The following is a 17,520-nucleotide window of genomic DNA, read 5'->3' as shown; positions in this document are numbered from 1 at the left end:
AAGTCGGGGATCTGAGCCGGAACCAACCGGCCTCGGGAGGCGTTGTCACCGCAGACCCACAAGCGAGTAAGGAGCACATAGGTGCGAGAGAGCAGCAATCCGGTTATGCGCGGTGTGGTCCGCGATAACCAGACCGGCGCGGCCGGTTTCGGCACCGGAGCGGCCGCCGCCGGGCAGGGTGCCGTGTGGAATCAGTTCGGTCAGCAGACCGATCCCTACACGCAGCAGGCACCTCAGGTCAGCCGCCAGCTGACGATCGACGATGTCGTCACCAAGACGGCGATGACCCTCGGTGTGCTGACCATCTCGGCCATCGCGGCCTTCTTCGTGTCCCGATCCAACCCGGGCGTCGCGGGCCTGCTGATGGGCGTCGGCGCCATCGTCGGCCTCGTCCTGGTGATGGTCGCCTCGTTCGGCCGCAAGCAGGACTCACCGGCGATCGTCCTCGCCTACGCCCTGTTCGAGGGCCTGTTCGTCGGCTCGATCTCGTTCGTCTTCGCCGACGTGATGGTCAGTGACGCCTCGGCCGGTGCGCTCATCGGTCAGGCCGTCCTCGGAACCTTCGGTGTGTTCTTCGGGATGTTGCTCGTCTACAAGGTGGGCGCCATCCGCGTGACACCGCGGTTCACCCGCATGTTGTTCGCCGGCATGATCGGCGTCATCGTCCTGATGCTGGGCAACCTGATCGTCGGTCTGTTCAACGGCGGTTCGGGTTTCGGGCTGCGTGACGGCGGGCCGCTGGCGATCATCTTCTCGCTGGTGTGCATCGCGCTCGCCGCGTTCAGCTTCCTGCTGGACTTCGACGCCGCCGACCGCCTGATCCGGGCCGGTGCGCCCGAGCGGGCCGCCTGGGGCGTGGCCCTGGGTCTCACGGTCACCCTGGTGTGGCTCTACATCGAGATCCTGCGTCTGCTGAGCTACTTCAACTCCGACTAGGAGTCGGTCGCCTGATCGCTCGCGAAACCCCGCGTCGTCCGTCGGCGCGGGGTTTCGTCGTGTCCGGTGGAAATACAGTCGCGTGGTGTCGGTGTTGGTTGATACGTTCGGTGGCATGTTCTGAGCCGTGATGCCCGGTCCCGTCGACCCGGCCTGCACCATGACTCACCCGCACCGAATATCACCGCGATGATCTCTGCCGCGATGATTTCCGCTGCCGGAACGAGTCGACCCGATCAACGCCCGCATCCAACGGCCCCGTCGCCGTTTCGTGGAAGGACCGCATCAGTGGCCGCTGCCCACCCCGCGTCGTCGACCTCCGACGACCGGTTGTCCCGTGAGAACCTGCTCGTGATCAGCGTCCTGCTGATCGCGTCGTTCGTCGTCATCCTGAACGAGACCGTGATGAGCATCGCGATCCCGGTGCTCCAGGAGGATCTCGACGTCCCACCCAGCGTCGGTCAATGGCTGACCACCGCGTTCATGCTGACCATGGCCGTCGTGATCCCGCTGACCGGCTTCCTCATCCAACGCGCCGGGACCCGCGTGCTGTTCGTGGTCGCGATGTCGGCGTTCACCGTCGGCACGGTGATCGCTTTCGCGGCACCCGGATTCGAGGTGTTGCTGGTCGCCCGGGTGATCCAGGCGGTCGGCACCGCGATCATGCTGCCGCTGCTCATGACCACCGTGATGACCATCGTCCCCGAGCACCGTCGCGGCGTCATGATGGGCAACATCTCGGTCGTCATCGCCGTTGCACCCGCGCTCGGTCCCACCGTGTCCGGATTCATCCTCGACCACTTCGGATGGCGCTGGGTCTTCGGTTTCGTCGGCCCGATCGCGGCCGTCGCGCTCGTCATCGGTGCCGTCCTGGTGCGGCCGGTAGGACAGACCATCTCCACCCCGATCGACTACCTGTCGGTGCCGCTGACCGTGCTCGGCTTCGGCGGGCTGGTCTACGGCCTCGCCGGGATCGGTGAGGCGGCCGAGGGCGACGCGCCCGTGCCGTTGTGGATTCCGTTCACCGTCGGCGGTCTCGGACTGGTGGCCTTCGTCGTCCGGCAGATCATGCTGCAGCGCGACGACCGGGCACTCCTGGATCTGCGGGTCTTCCGCTCCCGGGTGTTCAGTGTGTCCATCGTCGCGATGATCGTCGGCATGGCCGTCATGCTCGGCACCTTCATCGTGGTGCCGTACTTCGGGCAGACGGTGCTCGGGCTGACCCCGTTCACAACTGGTCTGCTGACGCTGCCCGGCGGCCTGCTGATGGGCCTGGCCGGACCGATCGTCGGGCGAATCTACGACCTCCGGGGTCCGCGCGTCCTGGTGATCCCGGGCGCCCTGCTCGCGAGTGCGGGCGTGTGGATGCTGAGCACCATCGATCCGTCGACGACGGTCTGGTGGTTGCTGTCGGCGAACGCGCTCCTCTGTGTCGGGTTGGCGGCGCTCTTCACGCCGTTGATGACGCTGGCACTCGGGTCCGTGGAGCCGAAACTGTACTCGCACGGATCAGCGGTGCTCGGCACCCTGCAGCAGGTGGCCGGAGCCATCGGCACCGCACTGTTCATCACCATCATGACGGTGGTGTCGACCAACCAGATGGACGCCGGAGTCGAAGCCGCCGAGGCGGTCTCGAACGGTGTGGCACGTGTGTTCGTCGTCGCCGGGGTGCTGAGCCTGGTGTTGCTGGCGCTCGTGATCTTCATCCGGCGGCCTGCCGCCGTCGGTGACGAGACCGTGGATCTGGAACCGGCTCCCGAGGATGTCACGGCCGCTCCGTGACGCAGCGGGAACCATTCCGGGACAACGAAACACACCGCGACCCCCGAGGAACGTGTCCTCGGGGGTCGCGGTGTGTTCCGGTCGGGCGGTGACCCGATCAGCTGAGGCGTTCGAGCACCATCGCCATGCCCTGACCGCCGCCGACACACATCGACTCGATGCCGAAGGTCTTGTCGTGGGTCTGCAGGTTGTTCAGCAAGGTGGTGGTGATGCGGGCACCGGTCATGCCGAACGGATGGCCCAGGGCGATCGCGCCACCGGACACGTTGAGCTTGTCGTGGTCGATGCCGAGCTCATTCGCGGAGCCGAGGACCTGCACTGCGAAGGCCTCGTTGATCTCGACGAGATCGATGTCGGACAACGACATCCCCGACACCCGCAGCACCTTGCGGATCGCCTCGATGGGTCCGAGGCCCATGATTTCGGGAGACAGGCCGGTGGCCGCGGTCGCGACGACGCGGGCCAGCGGGGTGAGGCCGAGTTCCTTGGCCTTGGTGTCACTCATGATGACGAGGGCGGCGGCGCCGTCGTTGAGCGGGCAAGCGTTGCCCGCGGTGATCGTGCCGTCCGGCCGGAACACCGGCTTGAGCTGGCTGATCTTCTCGTAGGTGGTGCCGGCGCGCGGCCCGTCGTCGGCGGCCACCTGGGTGCCGTCGGCAAGCGTGACCGGGTCGATCTCGCGGGCGAAGAAGCCGTCGGCGATCGCCTTCTCGGCGCGGTTCTGGCTCAACACACCCCAGCGGTCCTGGTCTTCACGCGAGATGCCGGTGAAGCTGGCGACGTTCTCGGCGGTCTGGCCCATCGCGATGTAGACGTCGGGGACCAGTCCGTCCTGACGCGGGTCGTGCCACGCCGGGGCGCCGCCCTCGGCGGCCTTCTCGGTGCGGGCCATCGCTTCGTCGAAGACGGCGTTCTTGGAGTTCGGCGCGCCGTCGGCGCCGCCGGAGATGCCGAAGCTGGAGACACTCTCCACGCCACCGGAGATGAGGACGTCGGCCTCACCGGCCTTGATGGCGTGCAGGGCCATACGCGTCGTCTGCAGCGACGAGGAGCAGTAGCGGTTGACGGTCACGCCGGGGATGTGGTCGTAGCCGAGCTCGACCGCGATCACCCGACCGATGTTGTAACCGCCCTGACCGGCGGGCTGTCCGATACCCCAGTGGATGTCCTCGATGTCCTTCGGGTCGAGGGCAGGCACCTTGGCGAGGGCGGCGGCGACCATCTGACGGGAGAGTTCGTCAGGGCGGACGTCTTTGAGAGATCCCTTCCCGGCGCGGCCGATGGGGGAGCGGGCATGGGCGACGATGACTGCTTCAGGCATGTGATCACCGTACCCGGCGGTGGTCACGCGCTTCGAGCCCCCAAGCACTTGCTTGGTTCGGGGGTCATCTCAGCAGCCGTCGCACACGGCTCATGAGCTTGTTCTGCTCGACCGTCTCGGAGACCTCAGGTGGCTGCGGAAGTGGTGCGGGCCCCCATGCGCCGATGGCCGACAGGACCTCGGGCATCAAGATGTCGGCCGCCAGTGCATAGCCCGCCGCGGACGGGTGATAGCGGTCCGGTGAGAACATGTGATCGGGTTTCGCGAGGAACTCCTTGGCGAGCATGTCGGCCATCGGCACCGGTCGGCCGCCGGCCGCGCGGACGGCGCCGCGTTGGGCGGCGGCGAGTTGAAGTCCCCAGCGCCGCAAGACAGTCCGCAACGGTTGGGGGATCGCGGTGATGACCCCGAAATCCGGGCAGGTCCCGACGACGACCTTGGCGCCGTTGTCCACCAGCACGCGCACCGCCGCGCCCAGACGTCGCGCCGACGACCGGATGCCGTTGGTCGCGGTGACGTCGTTGGCGCCGATGAGGATCACCGCGACGTCGGGGTGCTCGCCGGTGATGAACATGGCCTCGATCTGGGCCGCGAGTCCTTTGGAGGTGGCCCCGACGATCGCCTTGTTCGCGTAGCGGACCACCTTGCCGGTCTCCGTCGCGACCCGGCGCGCAACCTGGACACCCGGAGTCTGCTCGGCGGAATCGACACCGAGTCCGGCCGCCGTCGAGTCGCCGAAGACGACCAGATACAGATCGGCGCGGGTGTCACGGGTCCGGCGATACGGACCGGTGCCGTCCGGGAGGTAGATGCCGTCGCCCGCGGGGGCGTTGTCGGTGCGATGCGGGATCACCGTGCGCGCCTCGGCGGCCTGGTTGTTGAGGTAGTTGTAGGCAACCCAGGACGCGCCCGCGCTCGCCGCCGTGGCCGCGATCGACGCGCCCACATCGCGCAGCACCCGATTGCCGTCCATGACCGATCTAGTGCCGTCCGGCGCGGGACGGTTCGGCGCTGTGGGTGGGCTCGAACTCGGGCACGGCTCCCGAGTTTAGCCGGTTCTCACCTCCGGGTTCGATCCACTTCGAGGTCTCTGGGACCATGGAGGTCATGCGGATTGCGGATCACGTCGTGGACCTGGTGGGCAACACCCCGCTGGTCAAGCTCAACTCGGTCACCAAACCCGGTTCGGGCCTGGTCGCGGCCAAGATCGAGTACCTGAACCCCGGTGGCAGCAGCAAGGACCGCATCGCGGTTCGGATGATCGACGCCGCCGAGGAGTCCGGGGCACTCAAGCCTGGCGGCACCATCGTCGAGCCCACCTCCGGCAACACCGGGGTCGGTCTCGCCCTGGTCGCCCAGCAGCGCGGTTACAAATGCGTGTTCGTCTGCCCGGACAAGGTCGGCGAGGACAAGCGCAACGTCCTCAAGGCCTACGGCGCCGAGGTGGTGGTGTGCCCGACCGCGGTGGCACCGGACCATCCGGACAGCTACTACAGCGTCTCCGACCGCCTGGTACGTGAGATCGACGGGGCGTGGAAGCCGGACCAGTACTCGAATCCGGCCGGGCCGCAGAGTCACTACGAGACCACCGGCCCCGAGATCTGGGCCGACACCGACGGCACCGTGACCCATTTCGTCGCGGGCGTCGGAACCGGCGGCACCATCACCGGCACCGGGCGCTATCTCAAGGAGATCTCGGACGGCAAGGTCAAGGTCGTCGGCGTCGACCCCGAAGGGTCGGTCTACTCCGGCGGAACCGGACGTCCCTACCTCGTCGAAGGTGTCGGCGAGGACTTCTGGCCGACCGCCTACGACCCGGCGGTGCCCGACGAGATCATCGCGGTCTCCGACGCCGATTCGTTCGACATGACCCGTCGCCTGGCCCGTGAGGAGGGGCTGCTGGTCGGCGGCTCCTGCGGGATGGCGGTCGTGGCGGCCCTGCAGGTGGCCGAACGTGAGGGCCCCGACGCCGTGGTCGTGGTGCTGCTGCCCGACGGTGGGCGCGGATACATGGCCAAGATCTTCAACGACGAGTGGATGAGCAGCTACGGCTTCCTGCGCACCCCTCTTGACGGCAAGGCCAAGGAAGCGCTCGTCGGCGACGTCCTGCGCGGCAAGACCGGTGCGCTGCCCGACCTGGTGCACACCCACCCGCAGGAGACGTTGCGCGACGCCATCGAGATCCTCCGCGAGTACGGCGTGTCCCAGATGCCCGTCGTCGGGGCCGAGCCGCCCGTCATGGCGGGTGAGGTGGCCGGTGCGGTCACCGAGCGCGATCTGCTGAGCGCCGTCTTCGAGGGACGTGCCAACCTTGCCGATCCGGTGTCGGCACACATGGGTGATCCGTTCCCGCTCATCGGTTCCGGGGAACCGGTCTCGGCGGCGACCAAGGCGCTCAGCGAGTCCGACGCGCTGATGGTCGTCGAGGACGGCAAGCCGATCGGCGTCATCACCCGGCACGATCTGCTCGCGTTCGTCAGTACCCACCCGATCGTCGGCTAGCCCCACCACCCGGACACACGACAGAGGAGTCGCGCCCATGAGCGAGCAGCGCAGCGCAGTCGATTCGACCCGCTGGCAAGGTTTTTCCACCCAGGCCATCCACGCCGGCTGGGATCCGGACCCGCGTACCGGTGCGGTGAACGTGCCGATCTATGCCAGTTCGACATTCGCTCAAGACGGCGTCGGCGGACTGCGTGACGGCTTCGAATACGCGCGTACCGGCAACCCGACCCGACGTGTCCTCGAGGCCAACCTGGCGGCGTTGGAAAAGGGTTCCTACGGACGAGGGTTCGCGTCGGGCATGGCCGCGACGGACGCCCTGTTGCGCGCCACGCTGCGCCCCGGTGATCACCTGGTGATCCCCAACGATGCCTACGGCGGCACCTTCCGGCTGATCGACAAGGTGTTCTCGCAGTGGGGGATCACCTACTCCCCGGCGCCGGTGTCCGACGTGGACGCCGTGCGTGCCGCGATCACCCCGGCCACCAAGCTGGTGTGGATCGAGACCCCGACCAATCCGCTGCTCAACGTCGGCGACATCGAGGCGATCGCCGCGGTCGCGCACGAGGCCGGTGCAAAGCTGGTGGTGGACAATACGTTTGCCTCGCCATACCTGCAGCAGCCGATCACACTCGGGGCCGACGTGGTGTTGCATTCGACGACGAAGTACCTCGGTGGGCACTCCGACGTGGTCGGCGGCGCACTGGTCACCAACGACGAGGAACTCGACGATGCGGTGGCATTCCTGCAGAACGGCGCGGGTGCGGTGCCCGGCCCGTTCGACGCCTACCTCACGATGCGCGGGGTCAAGACCCTCGCCGTCCGGATGGATCGGCACTGCGACAACGCCGAGCAGGTCGTCGAATACCTCTCCGCGCACCCGAAGATCGACTCGGTGCTCTACCCGGGCCTGGCGCAGCATCCGGGGCATGCGGTGGCGGCCAAGCAGATGCGCCGGTTCGGTGGCATGGTCTCGGTGCGCCTCAAGGACGGACAGGCTGCGGCACAGGAGTTCTGCGCACGTACCGAGGTGTTCACCCTGGCCGAGTCGCTCGGTGGGATCGAATCGCTGATCGAACATCCGGGCGCCATGACGCATGCCTCGACCGCCGGTTCGCTGCTCGAGGTGCCCGCCGATCTGGTGCGTCTGTCGGTGGGTATCGAGGACATCGCCGATCTCCTCGGAGACCTCGAGAACGCGCTGTCCTGACTCCGCTGTCCTGACCCTGTTGCGAAGGTAGGTTCAGGGGCGTGCTCCTGACCTCAGGTGATGTGGACGCGGCCACCCGGGCGCTCGACGGTGTCATGCGCCGGACCCCGTTGGTCGCCTCGCGGGTTCTCGCCGAGCGGATCGGCCACGACGTCTGGCTCAAGTGCGAGAATCTGCAGCGCACCGGATCGTTCAAGCCGCGGGGCGCCTACCTGCGGATCTCGCGTTTGAGCGAGTCGGAACGCGCTCGCGGGGTGGTCGCGGCCAGTGCAGGCAATCATGCGCAGGGCGTTGCGTGGTCGGCGAGCCGTCTGGGAATCGATTCCCGCGTGTACATGCCGGTCGGCGCGGCGCTGCCCAAGATCGCGGCCACCGAAGCCTATGGCGCCGAGGTGATCCTGACCGGACAGACGGTCGACGAGGCCCTCGTCGCGGCTCGCGAACACGCCGCCGAGACCGGCGCGGTGATGATCCATCCGTTCGATCACCCCGACATCGTGGCCGGACAGTCGACGGTCGGCGCGGAGATCTGTGACCAGTTGCCCGATGTCGGCGCCATCGCGGTCCCGCTCGGTGGTGGCGGACTGCTGGCCGGGGTGGCCGCCGCGGTGAAACTGCGCCGCCCACAGGTGCGTGTGGTCGGCGTGCAGGCGACCGGTGCCGCGGCCTGGCCCGGATCGCTCCAGGCCGGTCGGCCGGTGGCGGTCGAGGCGATGAGCACGATGGCCGACGGTATCGCCGTGGCCCGGCCGGGTGATGTGCCCTTCGAGCACATCGACGCCCTCGTCGACGATGTGGTCACGGTCGGTGAGGAGGCGCTGTCGACGGCATTGCTGCTGATGCTCGAACGCGCCAAGTTGTTGGTGGAGCCGGCAGGCGCGGCCGGTGTGGCCGCAGCGATGAGCGGGCTGCTCGACGACGTGCCGGGGCCGGTGTGCATCGTGTTGTCCGGCGGCAACATCGACCCGCTGCTGCTCAGCCATGTGACGACGCACGGGTTGAGTGCGGCCGGGCGCTTCCTGACCGTGACCGCGACCGTGTCCGATCGTCCCGGCGGCCTGATCACCCTGCTGGAGTTGCTCCGAGACCGCGGTGCCAGTGTCGTCGACGTGGTGCATTCGCGTGTCGCCGACGATCTGTACCTCGGGGAGGTGCAGGTGACGGTGAGCGTGGAGACCCAGGGGCCCGAGCATCAGCGCGTCGTTCGGGATGCGTTGTCGGAAGCGGGCTTCCTACGCACCACACCGACGGTCACCTGACGGACCCGCACTACTCGTCGAGCGACGCGGCCGTGCGCGCCCGCCGCTGTGAGGGGCGCGACGGGCACACCGGATTCGCTGTGCGCGGACGCTCAGGTCTGCGGGGACAGCTTCGCGAAATGCCGCACGGTGTCGGTCTCGACCATCTTGAACACCGAACTCGCGGTCGGTCCGGAGAACGCGATGACGGGTTTGGCCGACGTGGTCAGTTCGAGGGCGAACGACCAGACGAGCCGGCAGCCGACGTCGGCCGGTCGCACCTCGGTGAGTTCACCGAAGCGTCGGAGCCCAGGGGTGTTGGCACTCACCGCGCGGAAGGCGTTGCGGTAGTTGCCGGTCTCGGCATCCTCGTCCCAGACGAAAAAGTACTCGGACAGACTCGCGAACCCCGGTCCGAGCGATGCCTGCCGGGTGGTGCCCACGCCGTAGGGGGCAGGCGAGGTGAACTCGGTCGATCTGATCGGACGACACCAGTCCAAGGTGTGCTGGCGTGTGAGCTCGGCCCATGCCCGCTGCGGTGTCACAGGCAGATTCACGTCGATCCGGTAGGTGACCGGGGCGTTGTCGAAGAAGTCGAGGTCGATCTCGTCGAGTTGGTAGCTACGCGCCATGCGTTCCATTCATACACGCCCTTGACCGGCGGGCGGACCGTGTGGGGCTAACCTGGCTGGGTGTCTGCATCCGACGGTGTCACCGTGATCGGTCTGCTCGGACCGGTCGCGGTCGGGACGGACGCGGGGCCCGAGGAGTTGACCCCCGTTCCGGGCCTGCGCGCCCGTCGCCTGCTCGTCTCGCTGGCATCGGCCGACGGCCGCACCCGATCAGCAGAGCGGTTGATCGACGACGTGTGGGGCGACGAGCCACCACGATCCCCGGTGTCGGCCCTGCACACGCAGGTGTCGCGGCTGCGCCAGCTGTTGGGGCCGGGTCGACTGGAGGGGGTGGCCAACGGCTACCGCCTCGTCGGTTGCCGAACGGATCTGAACATCGTCGAGGAGCTCGCGCAGTCCACCGATCCGAATGATCTCGACCGTGCCGCGCGCTGGTGGCGCGGTGCGCCGGGCGACGACCTCGGTGAGGACACCGGGGGCCTCGACGACGAGCTCAGGCGCCGGGCCGACCGACTGCGGAACCTCCTCGATCAGCGGCGTACCGGTGCCGCGCTGGCCGCAGGAGACTACGCGTTGGCGCGCGAGATCGCCGACACACGGTGCCACGCAGACCCGTTGGACGAGTCCGCGCACGTGGATCTGATGCGCGCGCTGGCCGGGGAGAACCGCATCGCCGATGCTCTGGCGGTGTTCGCGAGGTTGCGGCGTGCACTGTCGGAACACCTGGGCGTGGATCCGGGCGCACAGGTCGTAGCCCTCAACACCGAACTGTTGTCGCGCTCCGCCGACGCCGACGTCGGGTCGTCGGCGGTCGCGGCCTCGACGCGACCACGTCGGGCCCGCACCGTCGGGCTGATGGTCGACGCGTCCGATCTCATCGGCCGCGACGACGACCTGACCGCGATCGTCGACCTGTTGAAGCGCCATCGCCTGGTGACCATCCAGGGTCCGGGTGGCGTGGGCAAGACGCGCGTCGCCCATCGGGTGGGCGACGCGATGGCCGAGGCCGGACGTCCGGTGTTCTACGTGCCGCTCGCACCCATCCGCAACGACGACGACGTCGTCGCGGCCATCGCGGCCGCACTGGGCGTCGGCGAGACCGACATCGGCGGCGGGGGCCGCCCACGGCTGGCGGTCGGTGACCTGGCCGACCGCCTTGTCGACGCGGTGCGAGGGCAACAGGCGGTCCTGATCTTCGACAACTGTGAGCAGGTCATCGATCGGTGCGCGCGGGTCGCCGCCGACCTCCTGGCCGCCGAGCCGCAGCTGTCCATCCTCACCACCAGCCGCTCACCGCTGATGTTGGCTGCCGAGCAGATCTATCTGTTGCCGGTGCTCGATGTCGGCGAGAACGGTTCGGCGGTCGAGCTTTTCACCCGGCGGGCGTTGGCCGTCCGACCGGATGCGCGGCTGCCGCGGGCCCAGATCGCCGAGCTCTGCCGGCACCTCGACGGTCTGCCGCTGGCGATCGAGCTCGCGGCGGCGCGCATCCGGACGATGACAGTCGGCGAGATCTCCCAGCGCCTTGCCGAACGATTCGCGTTGCTGCGCGGTGCCGATCGCACCGTACCGGACCGGCATCGCACGCTGTACGCGGTCATCGAATGGAGTTGGGACCTCCTCGATGTCGACGCGCAGGCAGCGATGCGGCGCCTGTGCAGGCTACCGGCCGGGTTCACCGCGGACACCGCTGCAATCGTCATCGGCCAGGGTGGTGTCGGTCTGTTGGACACGCTCGAGGCGCTGGTGAACCAGTCGTTGCTGACCGTCGTCGAGTCGTCCGGTCACATCCGCTACCGCATGCTGGAAATGGTGCGGGAGTTCGGTGATCGCATGTTGACGACGGCCGAGGACACCTACGAGTCCGATGCGGTGGATCGAGCCATGTGGCGTTGGGCGCGAGGATTCGCCGAGCGCATCGAGGAGCAGTTCGACGAGGGGGTCGACGAGAAGTTCTTCGACCGGATCGCCGCCGACGTGGACAATCTCGTGTGGGTGCTGCGCCGTGCCGTCGAATCGGTGCGGGATCCGGACCCGCAGCGTCGGGACGAGGCGATCGCCACCGTCGTCGGCGTGTACCCCTCGCTTGCCGGTTTCTGGATGGCGCGTGGCCTGCACGGGGAGGTGATGTCGTGGGGCGAGCGGCTTCTCGGCTCTCTGCCTCGACCACCCCGTGATCCCGACGACGCCACACGCCGTCGGTGGCAGGCGACCGTGCTCGCCGCGATGGCGCATCAGGCGATGCGTCGGAATCTTCGGGCGGTGGCGTTGGGGCGCTACTACATTCGTCTGCTCCACCGTCCGGAGCGGATCTTCGACGAGGCGACCGAGATGCTGTCGGCGTGCGCGATCAGTCGGACACCGTCGACGGCCTTCCGGGTGGTCGTCCGCGCGACGAAGGCGGCAGACGAGCAGGTGCGCACGTCCGCTTTGGCGATCCGACTGAACGCCCGGGAGAATCTCGGCAGACTCGATCAGGCGCTTCGTGACGGCCTGGCGTTGCGCGAGATAGCCGAGCGGTACGCCAACAGCTGGATGGGTGCGATGAGCCAGGTGACGCTCGGCAACATCTTCGGCCAACAGGCACAGTGGGACACCGCCGTTGGCTACTACCGAGGTGGCATCGCGGAGCTGGCACGTATGGGGGCTCGCGACGACGAACTGCAGACGCGGGCCTACCTGGTGGCCACGCTGGTGGCACTGGGCCACCTGGACGAGGCGGAGGCCGAACTCGCCGTATTGGCCGACGGGTGGAAGCCGTCGGAACCCGATCCGCAGGGCAATCCCGAGGTCGTCGGCGGCATGATGGTGGGCTTCGCCGAGCTGGAGTATGCGCGTGGGCATCTCGAGCAGGGATCGGATCTCTTCCGGCGGGCCGGGGCGTTGGTGGCCCGCGAGCATCCGCTGGGTGCCCAGGATCCCGGCGCGGTCATGCTGATCAGCGCCGCGATGATCGGATTGGTGCGCACGGGGGAGATCACCCGTATCGACGACTTGTTGGTACTGGTCATCGACAGCCTGGAATCGACGCTTGGCCCCAGCGGGTGGATCGATCTCCCGCAGGCGGGATCGGTCGCGATGGCCGTCGGGTATCTGTTGTGCGTGACCGAGCCGTCGACTCCGGACGGACCCCGACTGTTGGCCCTGGCCCGACGATTGGGCGCCCGACAAGACTATCCGGCGACCCACCATGCCTACTCGACGATGGCCGAGTGTTCCGGACTGTCTGCGCAACAGTGGGATTCGCTGATCGCCGACACCGAGAGCATTCCGCGACGCCAGGCGGTGGACGAGGTCCGAACCATCCTGGCGCCGCGGGGGAGCGGCATGGGCCGCGGGTGATGTCAGGTCACGCGTTGCGCATGTAGGCGCGCACGGCCAGCGGGGCGAAGACCGCCGTGATCACTGCGGCCCCGATCAGGGCCCAGAGCACGTGGATACCGACGTGTCCGTTCGCGGTGAGTTCACGGACCGCTGTGACGAGATGGCTGACCGGGTTCACGTTCACGAACGACTGCAGCCAGCCCGGCATCGTGTCCACCGGCACGAAGGCGTTCGACATGAAGGTGAGCGGGAACATGATCAGCATCGAGATGCCCTGCACCGCTGAGGCCTTGCTCATCAGGCAGCCCATCAGAGCGAAGATCCAGGACACCGCGAAGCTGCAGATCATCACGAGCAGGGCCGACGCGACGACGCCCCAGAAGTCGGGTCGCCACCCCATGATGACGCCCATCACGATGGTCAGAACGGATGCGATCAGATACCTGATCACGTCGGCGAGCAGGGCGCCGGCCAGCGGACTGATCCGTGCGATGGGCAGGGATCGGAATCGATCGAAGACCCCCTTGTCCATGTCCTCGCGCAGCTGGGTGCCGGTGACGATGGACGTCATCACCACCGTCTGCACCATGATGCCCGGGATGATCACGGGGAGATAGGAACTCACGTCACCACTGATGGCACCACCGAAGATGTAGGTGAACATCAGCGTGAAGATGATGGGCTGGATCGTGACGTCGAAGAGCTGCTCCGGGTTGTGCCGGATCTTCAGTACGCCCCGATAGGCCATCGAGAAGGACTGTCGAATGGTCTCGGCCAGGCTGACCGACGTCTTGGCCTGCAGGCGTGCAGGTCTGGTGGTGATGGCGCCGCTGCTGACGGCGTCGTCGATGGTGGTGGCGGTCATCAGGCTGCCTCCTGCTTCTTCTCGTCGGTGGCGTCGGCGGGCTTGCCGGTGATGGTGAGGAAGACCTCGTCCAGGCTCGGCTTCTGGACGTTGATCTCCTCGATGCGGATATGGTTCTCGCGCAGGGCGATCAGCACGTCGGGAACGAGCTCGGACCGCTGCAGCGCCGCGGAGACGCGTGCGGCTTCGGGGCTGACCGTCGTCGACTCTCCGAGCACCGATTCGACGATGCGGCACACCTGCGGGACGTCGGCGCGATCGGCCGGAACCAGCTGGAGCGTGCTCGCCCCCACCGACTGCTTCAGTTCGTCGGCGGTACCGTCGGCGATCACGACACCGTGGTCGATGACGGCGATGCGGTCCGCGAGTTGATCGGCCTCGTCGAGGTACTGGGTGGTGAGCAGCACCGTGGAGCCGCGATCGACGAGATTGCGGATGGTCTGCCACATCTGGGCGCGGGTGCGTGGATCGAGACCCGTCGTCGGTTCGTCGAGGAACAGCAGTGGCGGTGTGTCGATGAGGCTGGCCGCGAGGTCGAGGCGTCGGCGCATGCCGCCCGAGAAGTTCTTCAACGGCCGGTTGGCGGCCTCGGTGAGGGAGAACTCCTCGAGCAGTTCCTCGGCGCGGGCACGCGATGCCGGACGGGAGAATCCGAGCAGTCGAGCGAACAGGACGAGGTTCTGGGTGGCGGTCAAGTCTTCGTCGACCGAGGCGTACTGCCCGGTGACACCGACCAGCGATCGCACGGCGACGGCCTCGGACACCACGTCGTGACCGAACACGGTGGCACTACCGGAATCCGGCCGCAGCAAGGTGGCGAGCATGCTCACCGTGGTGGTCTTCCCGGCCCCGTTGGGTCCGAGCACGCCGTACACCGATCCTTCTGGCACGACCAGATCCACGCCGTTGACGGCGCGGGTCGATCCGAAATGCTTGACCAGCCCGCGCGCTTCGATGGCGAGGCCGGTGGAGGTGGTATCTGTCATGGCCACGACCTTGCCCGCAGGCACTGTCGTGGGACTTACGCGTCCTTACACGGCGCTCACCAGGGTGTCCGAGGGCGCTTTCGTGACCCTGCGTGGCTGCTCGGTCCGCCGCGCGATGTAGGCCAGGCCGAACAGCAGCATCGGGATCAACAGGTACCCGAAGCGGCCCACCGGGGCGAACAGGAAAAAGCAGGTGAAGCCGATGCCGATGAAGGTGGCCGCGGTCGAGAACGTCGTCGGGGGCCGACGGACGAGTACGTAGGCGAGAACGATCCCGCACACGGTCAGCAACACCATGTCGGTCAGTCGCCCGGCCGTCCCGAGTGATGCGAGGAGCACACCCGGCATGGGGCTCTGCGCCGGCGTGGCGACCGCACCGATGCCTGCGGGGAACTCGAAGACCTGGGCGATGGTGTCCGATATGGACAGGATCGCCGGCAGCATGAACACGGCCGACGCCGCCAGGAACACACCACCGAAGCGTGCGGCCACGCGCCATCCGTACCGGGTGACCAACAGCGCCAACACGATCGGGAGGCTCAGCAGCGCAACCCATTTGATCGCGACGGCGGCGGCGATGCACAGCGCGCCCGTCACCGGATGCCGGGTGGCGGCCAGGGCCAGCCCCAACACCAGGAAGCCGGCCAACGGGAGGTCGACGCCGCTGGCGCACATCTCCAGCGCGACAGTGGGCGATGCGATCATCAGGACCGCGATGTGGCGCGCGCGCCCGGAATGTGCGTGGAGTAGCCGCATGGATCCCCAGATCCCCACGATCGCGATGGCGGCGCACCAGATTCGCGGATCGCCGACGATGTTCCACATGCTCCCCGGGTCGAGCCCGGCGCGCGTCATCAGCGCCGCAGGCATCCCGAAGATCGCCATCACGGGCAGGTACGGATTGATGTCGGAGAGCGCGGATGCGTCGTGCACATACGGGACGCCGCTGGTCATCAGCAGACTGCCCGAGCGAGAGATGATCTCGACTTCGTTCTGCATCTGATGGTGACCGTTGAGCAGCATCGCGAAGGGCACCACGAGCGCACCGGTCAGGGCCGCCACGCGCGCCAACCGCGGACGGTGGGCGCCGGCGGGCAGCGGAACGAGGGAGATCACCGCCGCAACGGCATAACCGATGGCCGCGGAGTGGGCCCAGGTGATGTGCGCATCGAATCCCGAGAGCTTGAACAACGTGAACGCGCCGGCACCGAACCCGATGTAGGTCAAGGCCTCGACATGGTGACGTCGGACGTGTCGCGCTTGACGCGAAACCACATTGAGCATGGAATTGGTTCCCCGGTCTACTGTGGAGTAATACTTAGTTGCACATATCAACCACTGCTGTTTGCTGAATGTTAACCGTTGGGGGGTCGATGTCCATAACATCGCGAGACCGTCCGCAGACGGGACCTGTGCCGACGGCGGGGAATCAACCGTCATTATTGCGTGTCTGGCTCGCACGCGCACGGATTTACTTCTCTGTACCCCGATGGTGGGTGGAGATCATCCTCATCTGGACGATCTACCAGACCTACTCCTGGGTGCGGAACCTCGGCGGCAAGGACATTCCCCGCGCCTTCGACAACGGTCAACTGATCCAGGACATCGAGCAGCAGCTCCACATCGACATCGAACTCCCGGTCAACCAATGGGTGCACGAGCATTCGTTCATCGCCGACCTGAGCGCGCTGGAGTACCACACACTGCACTGGTGGGTGACCATCGGCGTCGCCGTCTGGCTGTTCTGGAGACATCGGGGAGGGTGGCAGCGCGGCACGGTGGCAATCGGCTATCGGCGGGCGTCGCTGGTGTTGGCGCTCACCACGGTGATGGCGTTGGCCGGGTTCTATCTGATGCCCACCGCTCCGCCGCGCATGTATCCGGGATACGTCGACATCATGGCGCAGACGTCGAGTTGGGGATGGTGGGAGGCGTCCGGCTCGCCAGGCCCGGAGTCGATGACCAATCAGTTCGCGGCGATGCCGTCACTGCATTGTGGTTGGGCGATCTGGAGTGGGCTGATGATCGCGCTGCACGCTCGTCGGACGTGGGTGCGTGTCCTGGGTGTGTGTTATCCGCTGGTGACGACGTTCGTGGTGGTCGGTACGGCCAATCACTACATCCTCGACGTCGTGGCGATTGCCGCGGTGATCGCGGTGGCGTTGGTGATCGTCTGCGCGCCGCGACGAAGGAATCGTTCAGGCGGCGGGGGCGTGGACGCGTCGATCGGCCGGCAGGTCGGTGCCGTAGCGCACGACCGAACCGACGCGGCCCAGACGCCCCTCGACGACCGTGATGGCACCGGCGAGTTGGTCGGGGTCGTCGACGTCGGCGACCAGGGCGACGGTGCGTCCGTTGTTGCCGAGCATGAACGGGACGACCTCTGAATAGTGGCTGCTGATGACAGCCAGCGGGACACCGTGCCGGAACAGCGACCGGGCATGTTCCAGCACGGCCGCGTCGTCGTCGAGGACGACCAACGGGACTTCTGTGCGGGTGGATTTCCTCATGTTTCGAGGATGAACCCGCAGGTTGGGGACGGTCTTGGCTCCGGCTGTGGATTTGCTGTGCGTGCGGTCGGGTTTCGCCGACAGCACCTACGTTCGCGTCGAGAGCGCCTTTGCTGAGGTGACCCATCCACGGTCCGAGACCTCGCCCGATGGTCGCGGAGGTTCCAGGCAAAGATGGGTGAAGCTACACACCGCTCTGCGAGGAGGTTCTGCG

General features: G+C 67.3%; 13 protein-coding genes and 1 pseudogene. 7 read left to right on the top strand and 7 right to left on the bottom strand.

Annotated features, from left to right (window positions below):
* Window positions 1-81: 81 nt before the first annotated feature.
* The gene (locus tag AAFP35_RS08120) at window positions 82-936 is read left to right on the top strand and encodes a Bax inhibitor-1/YccA family membrane protein (protein WP_419221047.1); all 855 of its coding nucleotides are present in this window, start codon (window positions 82-84) and stop codon (window positions 934-936) included.
* A 288-nt stretch (window positions 937-1,224) separates the two neighbouring features.
* Window positions 1,225-2,718 carry an MDR family MFS transporter gene (locus AAFP35_RS08115; RefSeq protein WP_419221046.1) on the top strand — a complete coding sequence of 498 codons (1,494 nt, stop codon included), beginning with the start codon at window positions 1,225-1,227 and terminating at the stop codon, window positions 2,716-2,718.
* A gap of 97 nt (window positions 2,719-2,815) precedes the next feature.
* Here the strand turns inward: AAFP35_RS08115 and AAFP35_RS08110 are convergent, their stop codons facing one another.
* Both AAFP35_RS08110 and AAFP35_RS08105 read right to left on the bottom strand, forming a co-directional pair.
* Complete coding sequence (locus tag AAFP35_RS08110) at window positions 2,816-4,039, bottom strand: acetyl-CoA C-acetyltransferase (protein ID WP_419221045.1); 1,224 nt, start codon at window positions 4,037-4,039, stop codon at window positions 2,816-2,818.
* Between the two features lie 64 nt (window positions 4,040-4,103).
* Entirely contained in the window at window positions 4,104-5,012 is a 909-nt protein-coding gene (locus tag AAFP35_RS08105) for an SGNH/GDSL hydrolase family protein (RefSeq protein WP_419221044.1), read from the bottom strand.
* Between the two features lie 134 nt (window positions 5,013-5,146).
* Between AAFP35_RS08105 and AAFP35_RS08100 the strand changes: the two genes are divergently transcribed.
* From AAFP35_RS08100 to ilvA, 3 genes are read left to right on the top strand one after another with little or no spacing between them, the layout of a single operon-like run.
* The gene (locus AAFP35_RS08100; protein ID WP_419221043.1) at window positions 5,147-6,541 is read left to right on the top strand and encodes a cystathionine beta-synthase; all 1,395 of its coding nucleotides are present in this window, start codon (window positions 5,147-5,149) and stop codon (window positions 6,539-6,541) included.
* A gap of 37 nt (window positions 6,542-6,578) precedes the next feature.
* The gene (locus AAFP35_RS08095) at window positions 6,579-7,751 is read left to right on the top strand and encodes a cystathionine gamma-synthase (protein WP_419221042.1); all 1,173 of its coding nucleotides are present in this window, start codon (window positions 6,579-6,581) and stop codon (window positions 7,749-7,751) included.
* Between the two features lie 41 nt (window positions 7,752-7,792).
* Entirely contained in the window at window positions 7,793-9,010 is a 1,218-nt protein-coding gene (gene ilvA / locus AAFP35_RS08090) for a threonine ammonia-lyase (protein WP_419221041.1), read from the top strand.
* 92 nt (window positions 9,011-9,102) lie between these two features.
* On the opposite strand, the gene AAFP35_RS08085 is transcribed toward ilvA, so the two are convergent.
* Window positions 9,103-9,621: an SRPBCC family protein gene (locus tag AAFP35_RS08085; RefSeq protein ID WP_419221040.1), complete on the bottom strand. Its 519-nt coding sequence runs from the start codon at window positions 9,619-9,621 to the stop codon at window positions 9,103-9,105.
* A gap of 60 nt (window positions 9,622-9,681) precedes the next feature.
* On the opposite strand from AAFP35_RS08085, the gene AAFP35_RS08080 reads away from it, so the two are divergent.
* Window positions 9,682-12,963: a BTAD domain-containing putative transcriptional regulator gene (locus AAFP35_RS08080; RefSeq protein WP_419221039.1), complete on the top strand. Its 3,282-nt coding sequence runs from the start codon at window positions 9,682-9,684 to the stop codon at window positions 12,961-12,963.
* Window positions 12,964-12,970: 7 nt separating this feature from the next.
* On the opposite strand, the gene AAFP35_RS08075 is transcribed toward AAFP35_RS08080, so the two are convergent.
* The 3 genes from AAFP35_RS08075 to AAFP35_RS08065 are packed head-to-tail and all read right to left on the bottom strand — an operon-like array spanning window position 12,971 to window position 16,023.
* Window positions 12,971-13,810, bottom strand: a complete 840-nt coding sequence (locus tag AAFP35_RS08075; protein WP_419221038.1) for an ABC transporter permease — start codon at window positions 13,808-13,810, stop codon at window positions 12,971-12,973.
* Complete coding sequence (locus tag AAFP35_RS08070; RefSeq protein WP_419221037.1) at window positions 13,810-14,796, bottom strand: ATP-binding cassette domain-containing protein; 987 nt, start codon at window positions 14,794-14,796, stop codon at window positions 13,810-13,812. Before AAFP35_RS08070 ends, AAFP35_RS08075 begins: the two co-directional genes overlap by 1 nt.
* A 45-nt stretch (window positions 14,797-14,841) precedes the next feature.
* Window positions 14,842-16,023 carry a hypothetical protein gene (locus AAFP35_RS08065; protein ID WP_419221036.1) on the bottom strand — a complete coding sequence of 394 codons (1,182 nt, stop codon included), beginning with the start codon at window positions 16,021-16,023 and terminating at the stop codon, window positions 14,842-14,844.
* 125 nt (window positions 16,024-16,148) lie between these two features.
* Between AAFP35_RS08065 and AAFP35_RS08060 the strand changes: the two are divergent.
* Window positions 16,149-16,952, top strand: a pseudogene (locus tag AAFP35_RS08060) (phosphatase PAP2 family protein); the annotation flags it as partial.
* A 42-nt stretch (window positions 16,953-16,994) separates the two neighbouring features.
* On the opposite strand, the gene AAFP35_RS08055 reads toward AAFP35_RS08060, so the two are convergent.
* The gene (locus AAFP35_RS08055; protein ID WP_419221035.1) at window positions 16,995-17,306 is read right to left on the bottom strand and encodes a hypothetical protein; all 312 of its coding nucleotides are present in this window, start codon (window positions 17,304-17,306) and stop codon (window positions 16,995-16,997) included.
* Window positions 17,307-17,520: the final 214 nt, after the last annotated feature.

This window comes from Gordonia sp. CPCC 206044 (assembly GCF_048537895.1).
Taxonomy (GTDB): domain Bacteria; phylum Actinomycetota; class Actinomycetes; order Mycobacteriales; family Mycobacteriaceae; genus Gordonia.
This window is presented reverse-complemented; position numbering and strand designations above follow the sequence as displayed.